The organism is Acinetobacter sp. ANC 3929 (genome assembly GCF_000369405.1).
Classification (GTDB): domain Bacteria; phylum Pseudomonadota; class Gammaproteobacteria; order Pseudomonadales; family Moraxellaceae; genus Acinetobacter.
The window spans coordinates 530,953-549,483 of record NZ_KB849994.1 but is presented as its reverse complement, the minus strand read 5'-3'; the positions used below and the strand labels follow the sequence as shown (position 1 = coordinate 549,483).

At 39.6% G+C, this 18,531-nt stretch carries 17 protein-coding genes and 1 pseudogene; 7 read left to right on the top strand and 11 right to left on the bottom strand.

The annotated features are described in order from the left end of the window. The first annotated feature begins 12 nt into the window (after positions 1-12). Together F909_RS17145 and F909_RS17150 are read left to right on the top strand one after the other, a co-directional pair. Positions 13-555 carry a gamma carbonic anhydrase family protein gene (locus tag F909_RS17145; RefSeq protein ID WP_005145816.1) on the top strand — a complete coding sequence of 181 codons (543 nt, stop codon included), beginning with the start codon at positions 13-15 and terminating at the stop codon, positions 553-555. A 65-nt stretch (positions 556-620) separates the two neighbouring features. Then, positions 621-1,391 (top strand): DUF4262 domain-containing protein, encoded by a 771-nt coding sequence (locus F909_RS17150; RefSeq protein WP_005145813.1) that lies wholly within the window; start codon positions 621-623, stop codon positions 1,389-1,391. 98 nt (positions 1,392-1,489) lie between these two features. Here F909_RS17150 and F909_RS17155 read toward each other — a convergent pair whose 3' ends face one another. Both F909_RS17155 and fmdA read right to left on the bottom strand, forming a co-directional pair. Then, the gene (locus F909_RS17155; protein WP_005145812.1) at positions 1,490-1,786 is read right to left on the bottom strand and encodes an FmdB family zinc ribbon protein; all 297 of its coding nucleotides are present in this window, start codon (positions 1,784-1,786) and stop codon (positions 1,490-1,492) included. A gap of 43 nt (positions 1,787-1,829) precedes the next feature. Then, positions 1,830-3,005 carry a formamidase gene (fmdA, locus tag F909_RS17160; protein WP_005145809.1) on the bottom strand — a complete coding sequence of 392 codons (1,176 nt, stop codon included), beginning with the start codon at positions 3,003-3,005 and terminating at the stop codon, positions 1,830-1,832. A gap of 298 nt (positions 3,006-3,303) precedes the next feature. On the opposite strand from fmdA, the gene F909_RS17165 reads away from it, so the two are divergent. Genes F909_RS17165 through purB form a run of 4 tightly spaced genes read left to right on the top strand, consistent with a single transcriptional unit; the run spans position 3,304 to position 7,123 of the window. Beyond that, positions 3,304-3,792 carry an NUDIX hydrolase gene (locus F909_RS17165; RefSeq protein WP_032877536.1) on the top strand — a complete coding sequence of 163 codons (489 nt, stop codon included), beginning with the start codon at positions 3,304-3,306 and terminating at the stop codon, positions 3,790-3,792. A gap of 4 nt (positions 3,793-3,796) precedes the next feature. Continuing rightward, positions 3,797-4,930, top strand: a complete 1,134-nt coding sequence (gene mnmA / locus F909_RS17170; RefSeq protein ID WP_005145806.1) for a tRNA 2-thiouridine(34) synthase MnmA — start codon at positions 3,797-3,799, stop codon at positions 4,928-4,930. An 18-nt stretch (positions 4,931-4,948) separates the two neighbouring features. Then, positions 4,949-5,680 carry a high frequency lysogenization protein HflD gene (gene hflD, locus F909_RS17175; RefSeq protein WP_005145804.1) on the top strand — a complete coding sequence of 244 codons (732 nt, stop codon included), beginning with the start codon at positions 4,949-4,951 and terminating at the stop codon, positions 5,678-5,680. A gap of 54 nt (positions 5,681-5,734) precedes the next feature. Further along, positions 5,735-7,123: an adenylosuccinate lyase gene (gene purB, locus F909_RS17180; RefSeq protein ID WP_005145803.1), complete on the top strand. Its 1,389-nt coding sequence runs from the start codon at positions 5,735-5,737 to the stop codon at positions 7,121-7,123. Positions 7,124-7,163: 40 nt separating this feature from the next. Here the strand turns inward: purB and F909_RS17185 are convergent, their stop codons facing one another. From F909_RS17185 to F909_RS21090, 4 genes and pseudogenes are all read right to left on the bottom strand, one after another. Then, positions 7,164-7,976, bottom strand: coding sequence for a DUF7738 domain-containing protein (locus tag F909_RS17185; RefSeq protein ID WP_005145801.1), 813 nt, complete (start codon positions 7,974-7,976; stop codon positions 7,164-7,166). Next, positions 7,973-8,823: pseudogene (locus F909_RS21680) on the bottom strand (hypothetical protein). The gene F909_RS17185 and the pseudogene F909_RS21680 overlap by 4 nt, the downstream one beginning before the upstream one ends. A 49-nt stretch (positions 8,824-8,872) precedes the next feature. Next, positions 8,873-9,844: a hypothetical protein gene (locus tag F909_RS17190; protein WP_005145796.1), complete on the bottom strand. Its 972-nt coding sequence runs from the start codon at positions 9,842-9,844 to the stop codon at positions 8,873-8,875. Then, positions 9,831-10,004 (bottom strand): hypothetical protein, encoded by a 174-nt coding sequence (locus tag F909_RS21090; RefSeq protein WP_005145788.1) that lies wholly within the window; start codon positions 10,002-10,004, stop codon positions 9,831-9,833. Before F909_RS21090 ends, F909_RS17190 begins: the two co-directional genes overlap by 14 nt. 90 nt (positions 10,005-10,094) lie before the next feature. Here F909_RS21090 and F909_RS17205 point away from each other — a divergent pair. Continuing rightward, positions 10,095-11,260, top strand: a protein-coding gene (locus F909_RS17205; protein ID WP_085940844.1) for an IS3-like element ISAba22 family transposase whose coding sequence is annotated in 2 segments (ribosomal slippage) — positions 10,095-10,353 and positions 10,353-11,260 — 1,167 coding nt in all. Because the reading frame shifts where the segments join, the coding sequence is not laid out codon by codon here. A 39-nt stretch (positions 11,261-11,299) separates the two neighbouring features. On the opposite strand, the gene F909_RS17210 is transcribed toward F909_RS17205, so the two are convergent. From F909_RS17210 to F909_RS17230, 5 genes are all read right to left on the bottom strand, one after another. Next, positions 11,300-12,145 carry a hypothetical protein gene (locus F909_RS17210; protein ID WP_228129384.1) on the bottom strand — a complete coding sequence of 282 codons (846 nt, stop codon included), beginning with the start codon at positions 12,143-12,145 and terminating at the stop codon, positions 11,300-11,302. Positions 12,146-12,348: 203 nt separating this feature from the next. Then, entirely contained in the window at positions 12,349-13,281 is a 933-nt protein-coding gene (locus F909_RS17215; RefSeq protein WP_005145782.1) for a hypothetical protein, read from the bottom strand. 2 nt (positions 13,282-13,283) lie between these two features. After that, complete coding sequence (locus tag F909_RS17220) at positions 13,284-14,207, bottom strand: hypothetical protein (RefSeq protein WP_005145781.1); 924 nt, start codon at positions 14,205-14,207, stop codon at positions 13,284-13,286. After that, positions 14,207-15,709 (bottom strand): hypothetical protein, encoded by a 1,503-nt coding sequence (locus tag F909_RS17225; RefSeq protein ID WP_005145779.1) that lies wholly within the window; start codon positions 15,707-15,709, stop codon positions 14,207-14,209. The genes F909_RS17220 and F909_RS17225 overlap by 1 nt, the downstream gene beginning before the upstream one ends. Then, entirely contained in the window at positions 15,709-18,528 is a 2,820-nt protein-coding gene (locus F909_RS17230) for a type VI secretion system Vgr family protein (protein ID WP_005145778.1), read from the bottom strand. Before F909_RS17230 ends, F909_RS17225 begins: the two co-directional genes overlap by 1 nt. Positions 18,529-18,531: the final 3 nt, after the last annotated feature.

The window sequence follows — 18,531 nt, the reverse complement described above, 5'->3', positions numbered from 1 at the left end:
TCGAAAACGACTATGCCAAAGAACATCCGTCCTTATTTAGACCAAAAACCTGATGTCGATTCAAGCTGCTACGTGGATGAAATGTCAGTTGTGGTTGGTGATGTCAAATTAGCAGAGAATGTTTCGGTCTGGCCTTTTGCCGTCATTCGAGGTGATGTAAATTCCATTCAGATTGGCAAAAATAGCAATGTACAAGATCACTGCATGTTGCATGTTAGCCATAAAAACCAGTCTAAACCCAATGGTTCCCCACTGGTGATTGGTGAAGATGTAACGGTTGGGCATCATGTGACTTTACATGGATGCACCATTGGTAATCGTGTCTTGATCGGGATTAATACCGTTGTTTTAGATGACGTGATTATTGAAGATGATGTAATGATTGGTGCAGGTAGTCTGGTGCCGCCACGTAAAGTGCTAAAAAGTGGTTATCTCTATGTCGGCAGCCCAGTACAGCAAGTTCGTGCATTGACCGAAAAAGAAATGGAATTCCTTCCTTATTCAGCACGTCATTATGTGAAAGTGAAGGATAATTATAAGAATAGCGAAGTTTAAGACTTCGTTATGCTTCTGCTTAATTTTGCACACAATTAAAAATAATAAACTTTTAGGGATATCTAATGAACACTGATCATTCACATAATTGCCCTACTCCAGATGCACTCATTAATACAACTAAGCTCAATATTGAAAAGTACGGACTGCAAGTTATAGGAATTAGTGCGACAGACTATTTACCCTCTTTTAGTTATAGTATTGGTTTATATGAAAGCTATCAGCACCCTGAAATTATATGCTTTGGGCTAGCAACTGACTTAGCACATACCATCATCAATGATGTGGCTAATCTGATCAAAAATGGAGAAATAATTGCTCTCAATCAAGAGTATGGCGATCAAATTTTAAAAAAAACTCGTGCTCAATTTTTGCCTGTAGATATTAAAAATATTGAAGATTATTTTGGTGCTGCTTTAAATTACTATCAACACGACAATTTTTCTGCTTTGCAATTGGTTTGGGCAGATCGTAATAATAAATTGCCTTGGGAAGATGGGTTTGAGGAAGAATTTATTTATGATCAACCACTCTTAGACCGAAATGCTGATTTTAAGTTCAGAGAAGCAAAAAACCTTGGTATTTTTACCACTCGGCAATGGCTAGAACATAATCAACCCATCTTACGCGTTGTTCACGATACTGATGGCGATTGGCAGTTTTTAACTGGAGACCAAGAACCAGATGATATTCGCTTAGTTGCCTTGGAACAAATGATTCTAAAAGACCCGAGTCTGAATGACATTTTTGATCTTGGTTACGGTCAAGTAGCTGAAAGAGATTTCATCGGTGATACATGGAAAAAGTTAGATCTTGATGAATATCAGGAAGAATGACGTTATCCCTAAAGGCATATCATCAAGCTTATATAAAAGCCATCCAATACAACAAAATCACAGGATGGCAATATCTCTTACTTTTAAAGTGTAGAAGCTCAAACCTCACATAAAGAACAATTCACACCGCGACAGTTATGCAACACCGATGTCCGAGCACTTTTTTTATTGGTTCCCGGCCCTTCAACCAATGGCCCTGCCAGTTGCTCGGCACTCGATGAGGGTCGCCATTTATTTTTGACTGAGATCTTTTGATGCCCTGTCATCATCGGTTTTAATAACATGGATTGCTGGCAATACGGGCAAGATGTGTTATCCCTTGCAATACTAACCATTGGGACATTCTTCTCGAAAATCCCTTCACAATGTTCACATCTAAAATCATATAGTGGCATCTTAAAATCCTTCTTTAGCGACTAATTTTGCATTCGTCCAAGACTAACGATGTCCCCAAAACTTATTCTCATTTAAGGCACCTTGCGGCAAAATATTCTTCTCAAAGATAGAGGTTGGTAAAGAAATTGTGCAAGCACAGTTTGGAATATCTACAATGCCACCAATACGCCCTTCAACAGGTGCAGCGGTAAGCAACATATAGGCTTGAGACCCCGTAAATCCAAAATTCTCAAGATATTTAATTGCTTTTAAACAGGCCTGACGATAAGCAACCGTAGCATCCAAGTAATGATTTATTCCATTTTCCACGCTGATACCTTCAAAGGTTAGCCACTGATCGTAATTAGGTCTGACATTGCTTGGAACAAAGATAGGCGAATCAATATTGTATTTTTCCATTCCTCCTTTAATCAGGTCAAAACCAACACGCGTTACCCCATCCATTTCAATCGCACCACAGAATCCGATTTCGCCATCACCTTGTGAGAAGTGTAGATCACCCATCGAGAAGCCAGCGCCTTTCTGATACACAGGAAAATAAATACGACTGCCCGCAGCTAGATCTTTAATATCGGTATTACCGCCATGTTCACGCGGCGGTACCGTACGGGCCGCTTCAACTGCCATCCGGTCAAACTCTGCTCCAGTGACCCCTCGTAACACCGCAGTTCTTGGATCAGGTGGATTTGCCTGCCCCTTAGGCACCAATAACGCTTCTCTACGGTTCCACTCTTTTAAAAGCTCATGTGAAGGAAGCGTCCCCATTAATCCAGGATGTTTTAAGCCAGCAATACGAACACCGGGAATATGACGCGATGTTGCAAATAATCCTTTTAAATCCCAAATTGCCTTATCTGCCTCAGGGAAATAATCTGCTAAAAAGCCACCACCATTTTCTTTCGCGAAAACGCCAGAAAAACCAACTGCTGAGATCGGTTGAATATCCAGAAGGTCAATCACCAATAAATCGCCTGGCTCAGCACCCTCAACATAAAAAGGCCCCGTCAAAGGATGTGCTCGAGTGAGATCAACATTTTTTACATCAGAAACATCATCGGTATCTTTAATTTGTGCATCTAAAAAATCTAGGCTTTCAATGAGAATCTCTTCCCCTGGTTTCACCGATGTTAAAAATGGAATATCTGGATGCCAGCGATTATGGCCAATCTCTGCTTGTTCTGCTAAAGCGACACCAGGTTTAATTTTAATATGTTGCATAATACTTCAACTCCGTGTGCTGTATATGAGTCTAATTCATCATCTGTTGTACTTCTAAATTATTGAAAGGCCTGAGCAAACAATACATTGCTTAGACGGAATTATTATTTTTACCTCGCGGTCAAAAAACACACTAACACAATCTGTTTTTTTGAAGCAATTTCTTTTCGATTCTCAAACATCATATATATACTGATGTCAGCAAATATTTTCCTCCGCTTTAGCGAATTAGCCTTTCTATGTAGCCAAAAACAGTCAAATTTTGTAGAATACGTTTTTTAAAACCATGGTGCTTTCTATGACCGCTTGGACACCTCATGTCACAGTCGCTACTGTTGTCGAAAAAGACGAACGTTTTCTGTTTGTTGAAGAACACAGCGAAGGCTTTGTACATACCGTGTTTAATCAACCTGCGGGACATGTAGAATGTGGTGAAACCATTATTCAGGCAGCCATCCGTGAAACCTTAGAAGAAACAGGCCATCACGTCGAAATTGATCATCTACTGGGTATCTACACCTATACACCACCGATGTTTCCCGACCGTACTTATTATCGTTTTTGCTTTCTGGCTCATGTCACAGCCGTTGAGGAAAATGCGCAATTGGATACAGGTATCGTAGGTGCAGTTTGGATGAATCTGGATGAGCTACAAGAATCAGCCCGAGCACGTAGTCCATTGGTTTTAAAAGCTATTGAAGATGCCCTTGCTGGTAAAAAATACCCTTTATCGCTTATTTATGAGCACCCTTTCTCTCCCTCATTAACTTCTCATTTGGATGCTTAATTAGATGCAACAACGTGTCATCGTCGGTATGTCTGGTGGTGTAGATTCTTCTGTTTCTGCCGCACTGTTACTTCAACAAGGATATCAAGTTGAAGGCCTTTTCATGAAAAACTGGGAAGAAGATGATGGTACGGATTACTGCACAGCATTGGAAGACTTGGCAGATGCTCAGGCCGTTGCAGATAAAATTGGCATTAAACTGCATACTGCCAACTTTGCCATGGAATATTGGGATCGCGTATTTGAGCATTTCTTAGCCGAATATGCTGCGGGTCGTACACCAAACCCAGATATTCTCTGCAATAAAGAAATTAAATTCCGTGCTTTTCTCGACCATGCCATGACTTTAGGTGCAGACTTTATTGCAACAGGTCACTATGCCCGTCGTGGTGCAAGCATGCAGAATTCACGTGGCGAAACCTATGCGCCATTACTCCGTGGCGTTGATAATAATAAAGATCAGACTTATTTCTTACATGCGGTACACGGTCGTGAAATCAACAAGACCTTGTTCCCTGTTGGTGAAATTGAAAAGCCAGAAGTTCGTCGCATAGCAGAAGAGCTAGATCTAGCAACTGCCAAGAAAAAAGACTCAACTGGTATTTGCTTTATTGGCGAGCGTCGCTTTACAGACTTCCTGAAACAATATTTACCTGCACAAGCTGGAAAAATTGTTTTGGAATCAGGTAAAGAAGTTGGTGAACATCATGGCTTGATGTACTATACGCTGGGTCAACGCGGTGGTATTGGTATCGGTGGTATGAAAGGTGTACAAGAAGGTGCATGGTTCGTATTACATAAAGATATTGCCAATAATCGCTTGGTGATTGGTCAAGGGCATGAACATCCATTGATGCAAAGTACACAGCTTTGGAGCGAATCAATTGATTGGGTTGCAGGCGAACAGGACATTCCATCGACTGGATTCCGATGCACAGCCAAAACCCGTTATCGTCAGCCAGATCAAGCGTGTACAATCTATCGCGATGAACAAACGGAAAATGGAATTCGTGTTGAGTTTGACGAGCCACAACGCGCTGTGACTCCTGGACAAAGCGTGGTGTTCTACTCCGGAGAGGTCTGCTTAGGTGGTGGTGTGATTCACCATACCAATGCACCTGAACCAGATTTTATTTAAGGAAATTGGAAGCGAAGCATGGTCGAGTTACCCTTTCAGCACACTCAAGCGTTGAATGTTAGACAGAACCGTGCTCTGGCATTGGCTGCGGTCTTTCAGGCAACTCAGTTAACACATATGACTGCAATGGCTGGACAGCAAAGCATTGGCGATAGTGGTAACTTCTATTTTGAACTGTTGATCAAAGCCAGCCTGAATATTCGTCCTGCAGCGAATAATGCCTCTCAGACCTTAGATTTTTTTAATCAGCTTGCAGATATTTCACTGGGATTAAAAACCTTAGAAGGCTGTATTACCCAGCCTTTTAATACCGCACCCAAATCCCGTGTTCCCAAAATGTCGACTGCAAAACTGCCGATGTCCTATGCAATGGCCTTGTTGCAGTTGGAAAAAAAAGTTTATAGCAATCCTGAATACGTCAAAATTATAGAAACAGCACAACAGAAAATCTTAAAGCAACTCTCATTTTTCGATAATAATTATTTACATCCAAGCATCATTGCCAATTTAGCTCAAACCTATGTTGAAACCGCAGGACAGATCAATCCACGTATTTTGGTCCGTGGCAATGCCGAAGCTTTTAAAGACATCAATCATACCAACCGTATTCGTGCATGCTTATTTACAGGCTTACAGCTGGCGCATCTATGGAAGCAGCTTGGTGGCAGCTCTTGGAGTATGATCTTTAGTAAACGCAAGTTATTGCAAGATATTCAAGCTCTCGCTCGTTTGCAGTATCAGGTGGTATAGACCGATGCTACAACGAATTTATTTTTATGTTTATTCCAAAATTAAGGAATCTGTATGAATGCTTTAACCGCACTCTCGCCACTTGATGGACGTTACGCTAGCAAATGCGATGCCCTACGCCCTTTTTTGTCTGAGTTTGGTTTAATCCACGCTCGTGTCACGGTTGAAGTGCGTTGGTTACAAGCACTTGCAAATCGTGCAGAAATCATCGAAGTTGCGCCATTTTCAAATGAAACCAATGCAGCTTTAGATGCGATCGTTGCTAATTTCTCTGAAGAAGATGCGAATCGCATTAAAGAGATCGAACGCACAACGAACCATGACGTAAAAGCAGTTGAATATTTCCTTAAAGAAAAAATTGCCAACATTGATGAATTACAAAATGCAGGCGAATTTATTCACTTTGCATGTACCTCTGAAGACATTAACAACCTGTCTCATGCATTGATGCTAAAAAATGGTCGTGAAGTTTTAGTTGCAAGTATGAAGCAACTTCTTAATGCGATCTCTGCTTTGGCAACCACGCATGCTGAACAGCCAATGTTGTCACGTACTCATGGTCAAACTGCAAGCCCAACCACATTGGGTAAAGAGATGGCGAACGTTGCTTATCGTTTAGCGCGCCAAATCAAGCAATTTGAAAATGTAGAATTACTCGGTAAGATCAATGGTGCGGTAGGTAACTACAACGCTCACCTTTCTGCTTACCCTGAAATTGACTGGGCTGCACATGCACAGGCTTTCGTTGAATCTTTAGGTCTAAGTTTCAACCCATACACCACACAAATCGAGCCACATGACTATATGGCTGAATTGTTTGATGCATTGCGTCGTTACAACACCATCTTGATCGACTTTAACCGTGACGTTTGGGGTTATATCTCGCTGGGTTACTTCAAACAAAAGTTAAAAGATGGCGAAGTTGGTTCTTCAACCATGCCTCACAAAGTAAACCCAATTGACTTCGAAAACTCTGAAGGTAACTTAGGTATTGCCAATGCAGTATTGGGCCACCTCGGTGAAAAACTTCCAGTTTCTCGTTGGCAACGTGACCTCACTGACTCAACTGTATTACGTAATATGGGTGTTGGTTTTGCACAAAGCTTAATTGCATTTGATGCATGCTTAAAAGGTGTAGGTAAACTTGAATTGAATGCTGCTCGTTTAAATGAAGATTTAAACCAAGCACAAGAAGTTCTTGCAGAGCCAATCCAAACCGTTATGCGTCGCTATAATGTTGAAAAGCCATATGAGAAATTAAAAGCGCTGACTCGTGGTCAAGCAATGACTCGTGACATGATGGTGAACTTCGTCAATGGCGATGAACTTGCACAAGTTCCAGCCGATGAACGTGCTCGTTTAGCTGAGTTGACACCTGCAACCTATACAGGTAATGCCGCAGAACAAGCAAAACAAATCAATGATTTGATCAGCAAAATCTAAAACTGCTTGACTCAAAAAAGCAGAGCTTCGGCTCTGCTTTTTATTTTATGGCAGTATTGTTATTTTTTATAGGGTAATTCTCACAACCTCCCCCTAAAATAGGATGATCTCGATCAGGGCCTTCACAGAACTCTTTACGCTGTCTCGCTTTTTCCTCATCACTGATAGAATCAAAATAATTATAAAAATACATATGATCAATCACTTCGGGATCATTAAAACTCGTACTTAACTCAATTCCAAATGGCCTACCCTTTTGATCATTTTCACAGCTAATAGTTAAGTTATAACTAACGCGTGTTTTTGAATGAAATTTATTTCTAACCTCATCATGCATTGGATAAGCGCCAACAAGTATCCCATCTATATCGATCGCATCTTTAAATATACTTCTCACTTGTTCTGTATCAGGTTTCTTTAGTTCTTCTTCTATTTCTGCATCTGTTTCTTTCTTTATATCGTGCTCTGGTCGTTCTAAACGGAAACGAAAACTATCAATTTGCTTATCATTTTTTCTCTCAACCAATCGTACTCCTATATCATCATAGATATATAAATTGGTTAAATTAATTCCATCCGTACTATCCACTTTTCTATAGTTTTTCCCCAAGGCTTTGATCCAAGGTTCAACGGTAGAATTCATATAGAGATCTGTACCGTTATAATTAATTGCACAGCCATGAACCTTAAACCGATGCTGCTGGTTTAGTTTCTTGATAAATCCTTCTGTATCAGCGCTTGGCTGCGCTGCTGACTGGCCATTACTACAACTGATACATAAAATAAGAGGTAAAAAACTTAATAGAATCTTTTTAGAGTAACTCATCATTTTTGTACTAATGCTGAAATTCATTGAGAAATTCTTTCTTCATTAAATACCGAACTACTGCCATCATCCTCAACTACTTTTTCCACCAGTATCCATGTAGTTTCTACTTCTTCTGAATTTTCAATTGTATCTGGTGTCGTAAAAAGGTCTGGATTCGTTTTAAAACACTGAACCGCTGGAGCTAATTTCCAGTCTTCAGGATGCTTGGCTGATATTTTTGTTTCATGTATCAGAAACTTACAAGCTGAATATGATTCAGTAGAACGATAAAAACCTGTCACCATAATTGGTTCATCAGTTTTTATACTTATATTAGGATTTAAATAATATTTAGGTAAGATTGGAGGATACTCTATACCCACATCTCTTTTATACACATCATTTTTAATAGATCTTTATAGTCCCATTGCGAGTCATAGTAATCACTTGCAACAAAGGTATTATTAGCTCTTATTGATACAATATCCAGTTTAGCTTTATAAATATCAGCTGAGCCTTTTTCAACATGATCCATCCAATCATAAGGATAATCTCTCCATTGAGCAATAAGAGCATTACGAATGCCACTCATTCTTCTTAATATAGGTAAAAAACTCTCTTTTAAGTCATCCAGCCCATCAACCAAATGATGTAAGACTCCCTTAAAATTTGGTAGTACAATGGTTTCCCATACATAGTCGGCTTGATGAGATGGATGTTGAGCACGGTGAGCTGGTGCTAAGTTGGCACTATATTTATCTAACAGCTCTTCAGCATATTTGATTTGTTCCTCCCATAACTTTACCGTTTCATAGTAATAATCATATGAAAGAAATTGTTCCAATAAATAAATTTCTTTTGGAAATAGCTCTAATTTCTGCTGATCAATCATTTTAATTATATAAATCTCAAAATTTTAAATGCCCCGAAGGGCACATTAGTTATTCTTCACCATCAAACTGCCAATACACTTCACCCCAGTCAGATTTGATCTCAGGTAAAATTTCACCTTGCTTAAAATATTGACGTGAATTTTCTTTGGCGATTGTAAACCAATAGCCCGAATGTGTGGCTATTTGACCTGCAAGAACATTGAACACCGTAACATGTTCATGTTCATTGCCTGTATCAGCCACACTTTCAATCAAGGTCCAAGTACATGGGGCCAAAATCCGCGAGCCAGGATATTCTGGATCATTTTCTGGTATACGGGTTTCACCAGCCAACTCCCATACGTCATTATTTGAAACCCACATAAAAAGAGGGAAACTATCTGGTAAGTTAGGTAAGTAAAATCCTGTTTGAGGAATTTTTTCATCCGCTTTTACTTTTATATTTTCATTCAAGCGAGAAACAGGATAACTCAACGGAGGTGGGATTACTGGATCATAAGTAAATGAACTATTATGTGAGCCTATTTGAGAAAAATAATGAGTTAAGTCTCCAGGTGACCATTGTTGAATCGTATGCTCAATCGCTTCAGCAAGACGAGCTGCCTTAAATAAGAGGTGTTGATACTTTGCAGCGGCTTCAGGTTCAACCTCATCCATCCAGTCTACACTAAACTCTCGTTGTCCATTTGTACTTGCACCTAAAGAAAAACCGATATAACAGTCAAAATCATTGTTTAACCGTTGAATATAGCTTTCATTCAACCATTCCATTGTACTTCTAAAATTGGGAATAACCCGTTCTCCCCAAACAATATCAGGTTGTTCGGGTAAACTACGGTTACGATAGTCTTGGGGAAGATCATTCATAAAACGATCCAATAAGCTTTCCAGATAATCCAGCATCTCCTGCCAGATATCCCGAATCATTTTTATCCGTTCGGGCTTTAGAAACTGTTCCATCACATAAATATCATGTGCAATGAATGGCGTTAGGTGTTCATCAGTTTTAAGCATTACCATCAAAAATCCAATATTCCTCACCCCAGTCTTTATTATATTTAGGAATTAATGTTCCTTTGGTAAAATACAAACGCTTCCCCTTTTGGCTAGATAAAATCCAATAACCTGTTCTTGGACATAATTCTCCACCTATAACTTTTAAATCAGGTGTAGCAAACATAACTACATCCTCAACCCCAATATCTGATGTGTGCTGAAAAAACAGGAGGTTTTAACTTGGTAAACTAAACACACTCATCAGGAGTTTACCATGAGCAAGAAACACAAGACTTACACCACAGAATTTAAAGCTGAAGCCATCAAATTAATTGAAGCCAATCAAGGCAATGTCTCGGAAACAGCTAGACAACTTAGCATTTCAATGCAAACTCTTTCAAATTGGAATACCAAAGCAAAGGCTGGAACTTTAGCAGGTACAAAACAGTATTCACCTGATCTAAACGCTCTACTCGAAGAAAATAAAAAACTCAAACAACAGCTCAAAATAGCTGAAATGGAACGTGAATTTTTAAAAAAGGCAGCAGCGTACTTTGCCAAAGAAAGTCAGTAAGGTACGCCTATATGAAACAAAAAAGATATTCTTTTCCAATTACCTTAATGGCTCGATTACTTCATGTTTCAGTTTCATGTTTTTATGATTGGCTCAAGAGAGGCGTGAGCAAAAGAACGATTCAACGAAATCAACAGACGATATTGGTGAAAATAGCCCATGAGGAGACAAGGCAGAGCTATGGTTATATTCGATTAACCAAATACTTACAAGCTCAGGGTATAAAAATGAGTATGTACGCTGTACGTCAGATAAAAGCGCTGAACCACCTGTATTGTAAGCGACACAAGCGTTTTAAAAGGACTACGAATAGTGACCATAATCGAGCGATCTATGAAAACCTGCTGGAGCAACAATTCTCAATGACTAGACCAAATCAAGCATGGTCAAGTGATATTACGTACATATGGACTGTTGAAGGATGGCTGTATTTAGCAGCGGTAAAAGACCTTTACACGAAGCAAGTGGTTGGCTATAGCTTAAATGAGCGCATGACAACACAGCTTGTTTGTAATGCGCTAAATATGGCTATTCACAATCAAAAACCAACCAAAGAACTGATTGTGCATTCAGACAGAGGAAGTCAATATTGCAGCCATGAATATCGAAATATACTTGAGCAATATGGTTTTCAAGGTTCAATGAGCAAGCGCGGAGACTGTTACGATAATGCACCGATTGAAAGCTTTTGGGGAATATTGAAAAATGAGTTAGTTCATCATTACAACTATCAAACTAGAGAAGAAGCCAAAGCAGATATTATAAAATACATTGAGTTATTTTATAATCATCGAAGAATTCAAAAGGGTTTGGGTTTTAAGACACCAAATCAAATGGCCGAAGACTTTTATAAGTTGGCTGCCTAGAATCTCCCAAGGGAAAGTCTCCTGATAATTCAGCGTATATCAATCTTCAAACTCACCATCAACCAATTCAACAAAGTACCAACTACAGTCAAAGCCAGTAAATGCATTTCTTGCAATCAACTCTGGGGCTAATCTTAATTGGGTGTCATAATCAAACTTTACATAACCAAAATCGTCATCTATTTTCTTCTTTTTAATATTTTCAATTGCGAATGCTCTTAGTTCTTCAGATGGAGTCCATGCTGTATATTCATTAAACTTAGAAAATAACTGCTTACCTAAAGCATTTAATGTTTCACATTCTTCCAATTGCCCACCCTCAAAACCATTTTCATCACGGTAAGTCCAAGCAAATTGTGGTGTACCCAATTGATCGCCTACAGGGATATATACGCCTGTCCTATAAATAGATTCCTCACTATTTATACGTATATCTGTATGAACTCTAAGCTTTGGGACTTTATGATCAAAAACTCCAAGCTCTTTAATTACTTCAAATAAACTATATAAAGTCCATGATCTTGGAGGCTTTACGCAAGAGTCGTAATAACTACATAATCTATATAATTCATCAAAGCGCGCTTTAAAATCAGTTTCTTCTTCTTCTGACATCCAGTTAGGTTGAAACTCGCCTAACATACGTGCTGTATTATATGCAGGTGTCCAACCATATTCTTCTAATTTTGTTTCTTCAATTATTCTGATTAACCCTATTCTAAAATCGAGTAAAGATGGGTAAGCATAAGTACTCCAATTGGCTGAGGTATCACCCATGCCCCAACCTTCTTGCAATAGGATACGATCACGATACTGCTGATCAGCTAAATCAATCACGCCACCAGTATATTGAATCAAATCATCCAGTTTGGTGAGTAACATTTCCAAATAAGATCGTGAAGTAACATAATAGATTAGGGCAACTGATTGCTTTTGAAAACGAGTCAATTTAGAACAGCTTCTTAGCATAAGTTATTCATCACTATCAAACTGCCAAAACCCCTCATCCCAATCAGATTTGATCTCAGGTAGAATTTTACCTTCATCAAAACTTTATCATTGTTTTGACAATCTAATCTTGTATACATAAATTATTTCTTATTCGTCACTTCTAAATACCAAATCGTTTCTCCCCAACTATTATTTTCAATCTCAGGAAATACCTCTCCCTGTTCAAAATAACGGGATTGCAATTGATTTGCAGGACTCCACCAATTGCCTGTTCGTTGGCAAGCCTGACCAGCTAAACCTTTTAAGTTTTCTATTTGAATTGTCTCAGATGACCCACCTTCATCTGCAATGCGCTCTACTAAAGTCCATGTGGTCTCATAATATATGTTTCTTCCAGTTTCTTGATCTTGAATCGCATATCGTGGAGCAAAACCATTATCATCTTCTGGACTAGCTGCTAAAAATTTTAAATTATTGTCAAATCCACCACAAACATAAATACCTGTTTTAATTATCTTTTCCCTGGAATCCACTTTCACCTCTGGATTTATCCTATAAATAGGATAAGACACTGGTAACATTACATCTATACTATTAAATCTGCTTAAACTTGGAAAATTTTCTTCCAAAAATCCTTTTTCCCAATATGTGGGATAAGTATTCCCAATAATCGAAGCATAACTTTTGGCAATTGAATAGTAATCCCAACATTTTTCCACTTTCTCTTTAGGTAAATCATCCATCCAATGTGGAGAAAATTCACTTAAGCCTTTATCATTGGAACGAATATCACCAACACAATCCAAATATGTAAAATCTCCTGATTTTATTTTTACATAACACTCATCTACATAGTCCATTGTACTTCTTAAATTAGGTAAAACAGTTTCTCCCCATTGAATATCTGCTTGTTCAGGATAGGGTAAACTTCGTAAATTATGCATATAGATTTCAAATAGTTCTTCTAAACTATCTAAAAAAAGACCATAGTTATTTCGCATAGTCTCAAAAAATGCTAACGAGCTAAATTTTTCTAATAAATATGCAGCTTTAGGATTTATATTATAACGCATATTTACTTCTTATTCGTCACTTCTAAATACCAAATCGTTTCTCCCCAACTATTATTTTCAACCTCAGGAAATACCTCTCCCTGCTCAAAATAACGGGATTGCAATTGATTTGCAGGGCTCCACCAACTACCAGTACGTTGACAAATCTGGCCAGCAAAGCCTTTTAAGTTTTCAAATTGTATAGTCTCAGATGAACCACCTTCATTCGCAATTCGTTCAACTAATACCCATTTCGTGTCTTCTTTATGATCATATTGAGGACAGTATTCATCAAGTCCTACTAATGCTTCTATCGCATCATGTCCTTTTAATAACAGCTGCGAACTTGCTTCCTGAATTACAGGAATGAAAATTCCATCCTGTGGCACAGTTTCGCCTGTTTGTACTATAATATTTTGGTTCAGCTTATATATTGGTAAAGATGATGGTAAATTTAACTCTCCTAAATATTCTGCATCATATTTTTCTGTTAAAAAAGTCATAGGCCAATTACCAAAGACTGTAGCTTTAATGTTAGATGACAAGATGCTTGCTTCATTTTGCCAATCATTAAATTTTCTGTAATTTTCTTCATCCATCCAATCAGCTAGATAGTCAGCAGTTTGCCCTCTAAAGTCAGTCACCACATTTCCTGCATATTGTAAAGCAGATAAATCACCCTCTAATAAACGTTTATATCCATAATTTAATGCCTCAAGAGTTGATCGAAAATTAGGCAAAACATGCTCACCCCAAACCACATCGGGCTGTTGTGAAATATGACGGTTCCGATAATCATAAGGTAAATCTTGCATAAATAGCTCGAGCGCATCCTCTGCTGCATCCAGCATATTTTTAAAAGTATCTACTAGTTCGTTAAAGTATTCAGCCGAACTATAGCGTTCAAGTAAGTAAATTTCCTGCGGACGAATTTCAAACTGCAACATTACTTTTTATCTCCATACCAGTTCTGTTCTAAACGGGGTACACCCACCATGCTGGTTTTAGCTTCACCAATCAAACCACTGTCATAGCCCCAAGGGGTTGCTTCGCGTTTACTTATATTTGCATGAACCAAATCTTTTGGATCTAGGACAATCTGTATGCCACCACCTTCGAGTACAAATACTTCCCCTTTACTATTGACCTTCTCGACTTTACCCGCACTATTTTTAAAAGTCTGACTCGCTGCTGGGCCTTCCCATACATTGATCCCCCCCTTTGGTACTTTGTATTTAACAACTTCACCATTATGATTCCATGATGCAAATACCGCAAAATAGCGTCGCCAATCGGCTTTACTCTTAAGTTTTTTATACTCAGCTTCCCTCATCCAACAAATACTGTTATCTAAACTACGTGGATCTAAAACACGATATAAAACTTCACCTTCTGGAATAGTAACTGGCTTTGCTCGATGAAACGTATTATATGCATTCTTTAGGGGCATATCTTTTGTACCAATATTGGGAAAACCCTCTGGAATTATTGGGCTTCGGATTAAAGCTTCATATTTCTCCTTTGCTGCAACATCAACCCAGTTCGGTTTATTGTTTAAAACACTTTTTAACTCAGCATCTGTTCCTACTTTCTTAAAATTATGAATATTCTTAACATTAGTCGTCGCTTTAAAAGCCTGATCACTTTCTTTCTCGATTCTAACCGCTAATCTTTCCAAAAAGTCTTGTACAGGTTTTAAAAACTCGCCAAGTTTTTGATTCGCCAAGTTACGGACATCAATTACGGTTTGCAACATTTGTCGTGCTTTTGCACCAATCGCCTTACTTGCGTATTTATCAATAAATTTAACCGTATCTCTTAAATATCCTACAAGTTTATCAAACACGCCCAACAAAGCCTGCTTGGTCAACATGCCTTTAACTTCTCGAATTTTGCTCGCTGTTGCTTTATAAATATTGGTAATCTTTGCGTTTTTAATGGCCTTTTTTACCGCAGGGCGTGCAAGAAATTTATTTAACTCTGTAATTCCACTTTCAATCGCAGGTTCAGCAAACTTATATATATTTCCACCCGTAAACTTTAAACCTTTGGTTGCAGGCTTAAGCATAAAGCGTCTAATAGGAGCCAAAATAACTTTGAAAACCCCTTTAAATAATGAACCCAATACTGGAAATAAGCCAATCAGTGTTAGAATTAGCCCAATCCATGCCCACGGATTATTACTGTCTTCTTTAATCTTTGTCGCATTCGCACAAATATCCCGAACATCACAAATCTGATCTACAAAAGGGATCATTGAAATCACTGTACCAGTGACAATTTGTGCAGTTGTTTGATCCTCTGCAAAGTCTCCTTGTAACACAACCCAAAGCCACTCTGCGATATCCGCTGCAGTTTCTTTCCCTTTCTTGATTGCATCATTTACTGGGGCTGTGAACCACGCTAGAGCATTGGTTAGCTCTTTCTTAGATGGTAAAAAATCTGGCATTAAAATTGCCCCTTATTCTTATCAATCTTGTCTAATTCTGCCATGACTGTATCAAACTGATCCCAAGGCTTATCTTCTTCCATTTTAGGTTGCTCATACTCAACTCTAATTGCTTTCTCTGGAACATTGTCATGATGAGCTTTACCATGCTCATCTAATTTTCCTTCAATAACCTGATTATTTTCAAAAAAGATTTTATAACCCAAATTTGCAAATGGTTGGCGATCTACATCTAGATGTTCTAAAGCAATCCAATTTTTATTATCAAATTTAGGCAAAGCTGGTAATTGTGCACTCACTTGTGCCCCACCCATAAACAAATGCTGCCCCGCCTTTACCTCAAACTTTCCACCTGTGGTTGGGAAAATACCAGCACCATTCAGCTTGATTTGAGAACCACCTGCGGTAATCACAATCTCTTTTGGGCTGGTGATCTCAATACGATCTTCGGTCGAGATAATTTGAATCCCTTGCTTGGCAAGTAAATCCATGCCATCCGACTGCGCATGAACTTCAAACTTACCTTTGGCAGCGACCTGTTTAATTCCATTTTGTGCGGCAAACAGGCTCACCTTAGCACTGGCATGTGCGATCAAATTCTTCTGCGTACTTAGATTAATACTGTCACCTGCAAACTGATTGATCTGCCCATCTGCCGATAAATGAATATCTTCATTGGTACTTAGACCAATTCCCTCAGGTGAACTGAGTAACAGCATTGCTTTATTAAACTTAGCAATTTTTGCTTCAATCTGTTCTGCGAATGCTTTCAATTGCTCAACGGACTCAATTTCATCAGTTTGCTGATTCTTAGCCACTTCACTTAAGGCTTTGGCATTGCTTTGGTTGCCTTCAAGCTGTTGCTTGGCAACTTGGGCATCCATGTGTTCGCCTTGCGCTTGATCTTGTTTATGCGTGGAAACGAGTAGACCTTCTCCAGCTCGGACTGCGCCCCATTGGTCTGTGCGTAGCTCAAAACCTTCGCCTCGGTCTTCACTTTCCGCTTTGTCTTTGGGATGACTGAGTTTACCGAGGTTCAGTTGGCTAGCAGCGTGGCTGCTTTGTAGCTGTGCGCTGATCTTTCCAGTGGTGTCATCAAAGCGCAGTTGGTTAAAACCTTCGCCTTGATATTCCTTGGACTTGATCCCTGCCAGCTTCTTGGTGTCTGGAAGCTTGCCTGCATTGTCGAACTTGGTCGGGCTACGATGGGCTTCGTGAATGCGCCCCACCACAAATGGGCGATCAATGTTGCCATCAAAGAAGTCAATCACCACGATTTCATCGATACGCGGCAGGAAGCGTGCACCATAGCCTTCACCTGCCCAAGGCGTGAGTACATCCACCCATGCTGAATCGGTGTCATTGTCATTCGCGCCTGCACCACCATCGTGGCTATGATCGTCATTGCGGGTAAACAGGAAACGGACTTTGATGCGTCCCCATTCATCCACATGGATTTCTTCACCGCTGGGTCCAACCACTTTGGCGCGTTGTGGAGAGGCTGCTGGACGGTGTTGTAGTGGGTGATATTCAGGGACAGTTTTGATATTGCGGCGTTGCAGGATTAACTGGTTGGCTTGGCGTTCTTCTGCGTTGTTGTATTGAGTGGGTTGCCAATTGCTTTGTGCCAACAGTTGATTAATCTGCTGATTGAGGTCTTTAGGCAAGTTGTTCTGGTTATAGAACTGCTTGCCTGTGATCAGGAATTCTTGGTCTGCGCCACTGTGTTGATCGATTTCAGGGTGCTCTGCCAGTTCAAACCAGTAACCGACATGGGTATCTCGTACTGTGGTATGGGCAATAAACTGTTTCGATTGTAGGTCGTGGTATTGTCCTAGGTTTTGATTGAGCTTTTCAATCTGGGCATTGCCTGACTGGGTCGCCCCATCTTCTCCATTTAGGTCTTGCATCCAAGCGGGTGAAAAATGCCATGCCTGTTCTAAGCCTAGGCTGGCATTGTCATGTTGTTCGCTGTGTTGATGCGTACTTTGGACACTGCCTGCACCTTCTTCCTGTTCCAGTGCATCGGCTTGCCAGCGTTGTACATGCACGCTGCTTGGCTGTAGTGTGCGTTGTCCGATCAAGCTGGTCATGCTGTCGTATTGTTCGGTGGCACTGCTGCGGTGATAGCGAATCTGTCGACGGTCTAAGGCTTGGTATTGGCTATTGTCATCAATGAGACGTAGTTTTTGTGCCTGGATGGCTGCACTGCTGAGTGGAACTGTGTGTGCTGCTTCATCAATCAGCCAGTTGATGCCTTCACTACGCATCAAACGCGTTAAGAAGTCATAGTCACTTTCATTGGACTGCATAATAAAGGGACGGACATCGTAGTCTTGGCTGAGTCCGCTTAGGTCTAAAGTGAGGCTGGATGCAAATAACGGACTTTTGCTCTGCCATTCTTTGAAGATGATTTCGATGACATCACGCACGCTCTTGTTCATAAACACGCGGCTGTTACGGCGTTGTTTCCACAGTGCAGTTGGATCTTCTAAAGTCAGTTTATATAAAGTTAGGCTACCGTCTGATTGTCCTTGTAAGGCTTGGGTGATGATCCCCGTAACACGGGTCAATTGACCTTGATCGGTCACCGTATCAATTGCAACTTGACTGCCAATAAATTGTTTTAAGGGAATAGTCGCATTAGTCGACAAGCAAATTAATTCTGCTTTAAGGCCTGCATTGAGTTGATGCTGTCCATCAATACGTTGCAGAAAAACTTGAGTATTTAAATTTTGATTCGAAAATTGAATATGAATGGCACGTTTTTGTGCTGTAAGGCCGAGACTCTCTAACGCTTGATAGATGTTGTTCAACATTTT

What these genes read in the sequence shown, in the direction of transcription:
- F909_RS17145 (WP_005145816.1), top strand. Translation starts at nt 13, where the DNA reads ATGCCAAAGAACATCCGTCCTTATTTAGACCAAAAACCTGATGTCGAT.
- F909_RS17150 (WP_005145813.1), top strand. Translation starts at nt 621, where the DNA reads ATGAACACTGATCATTCACATAATTGCCCTACTCCAGATGCACTCATT.
- F909_RS17155 (WP_005145812.1), bottom strand. Translation starts at nt 1,786, where the DNA reads ATGCCACTATATGATTTTAGATGTGAACATTGTGAAGGGATTTTCGAG.
- fmdA (WP_005145809.1), bottom strand. Translation starts at nt 3,005, where the DNA reads ATGCAACATATTAAAATTAAACCTGGTGTCGCTTTAGCAGAACAAGCA.
- F909_RS17165 (WP_032877536.1), top strand. Translation starts at nt 3,304, where the DNA reads ATGACCGCTTGGACACCTCATGTCACAGTCGCTACTGTTGTCGAAAAA.
- mnmA (WP_005145806.1), top strand. Translation starts at nt 3,797, where the DNA reads ATGCAACAACGTGTCATCGTCGGTATGTCTGGTGGTGTAGATTCTTCT.
- hflD (WP_005145804.1), top strand. Translation starts at nt 4,949, where the DNA reads ATGGTCGAGTTACCCTTTCAGCACACTCAAGCGTTGAATGTTAGACAG.
- purB (WP_005145803.1), top strand. Translation starts at nt 5,735, where the DNA reads ATGAATGCTTTAACCGCACTCTCGCCACTTGATGGACGTTACGCTAGC.
- F909_RS17185 (WP_005145801.1), bottom strand. Translation starts at nt 7,976, where the DNA reads ATGAATTTCAGCATTAGTACAAAAATGATGAGTTACTCTAAAAAGATT.
- F909_RS17190 (WP_005145796.1), bottom strand. Translation starts at nt 9,844, where the DNA reads ATGGTAATGCTTAAAACTGATGAACACCTAACGCCATTCATTGCACAT.
- F909_RS21090 (WP_005145788.1), bottom strand. Translation starts at nt 10,004, where the DNA reads ATGTTTGCTACACCTGATTTAAAAGTTATAGGTGGAGAATTATGTCCA.
- F909_RS17215 (WP_005145782.1), bottom strand. Translation starts at nt 13,281, where the DNA reads ATGCGTTATAATATAAATCCTAAAGCTGCATATTTATTAGAAAAATTT.
- F909_RS17220 (WP_005145781.1), bottom strand. Translation starts at nt 14,207, where the DNA reads ATGTTGCAGTTTGAAATTCGTCCGCAGGAAATTTACTTACTTGAACGC.
- F909_RS17225 (WP_005145779.1), bottom strand. Translation starts at nt 15,709, where the DNA reads ATGCCAGATTTTTTACCATCTAAGAAAGAGCTAACCAATGCTCTAGCG.
- F909_RS17230 (WP_005145778.1), bottom strand. Translation starts at nt 18,528, where the DNA reads ATGTTGAACAACATCTATCAAGCGTTAGAGAGTCTCGGCCTTACAGCA.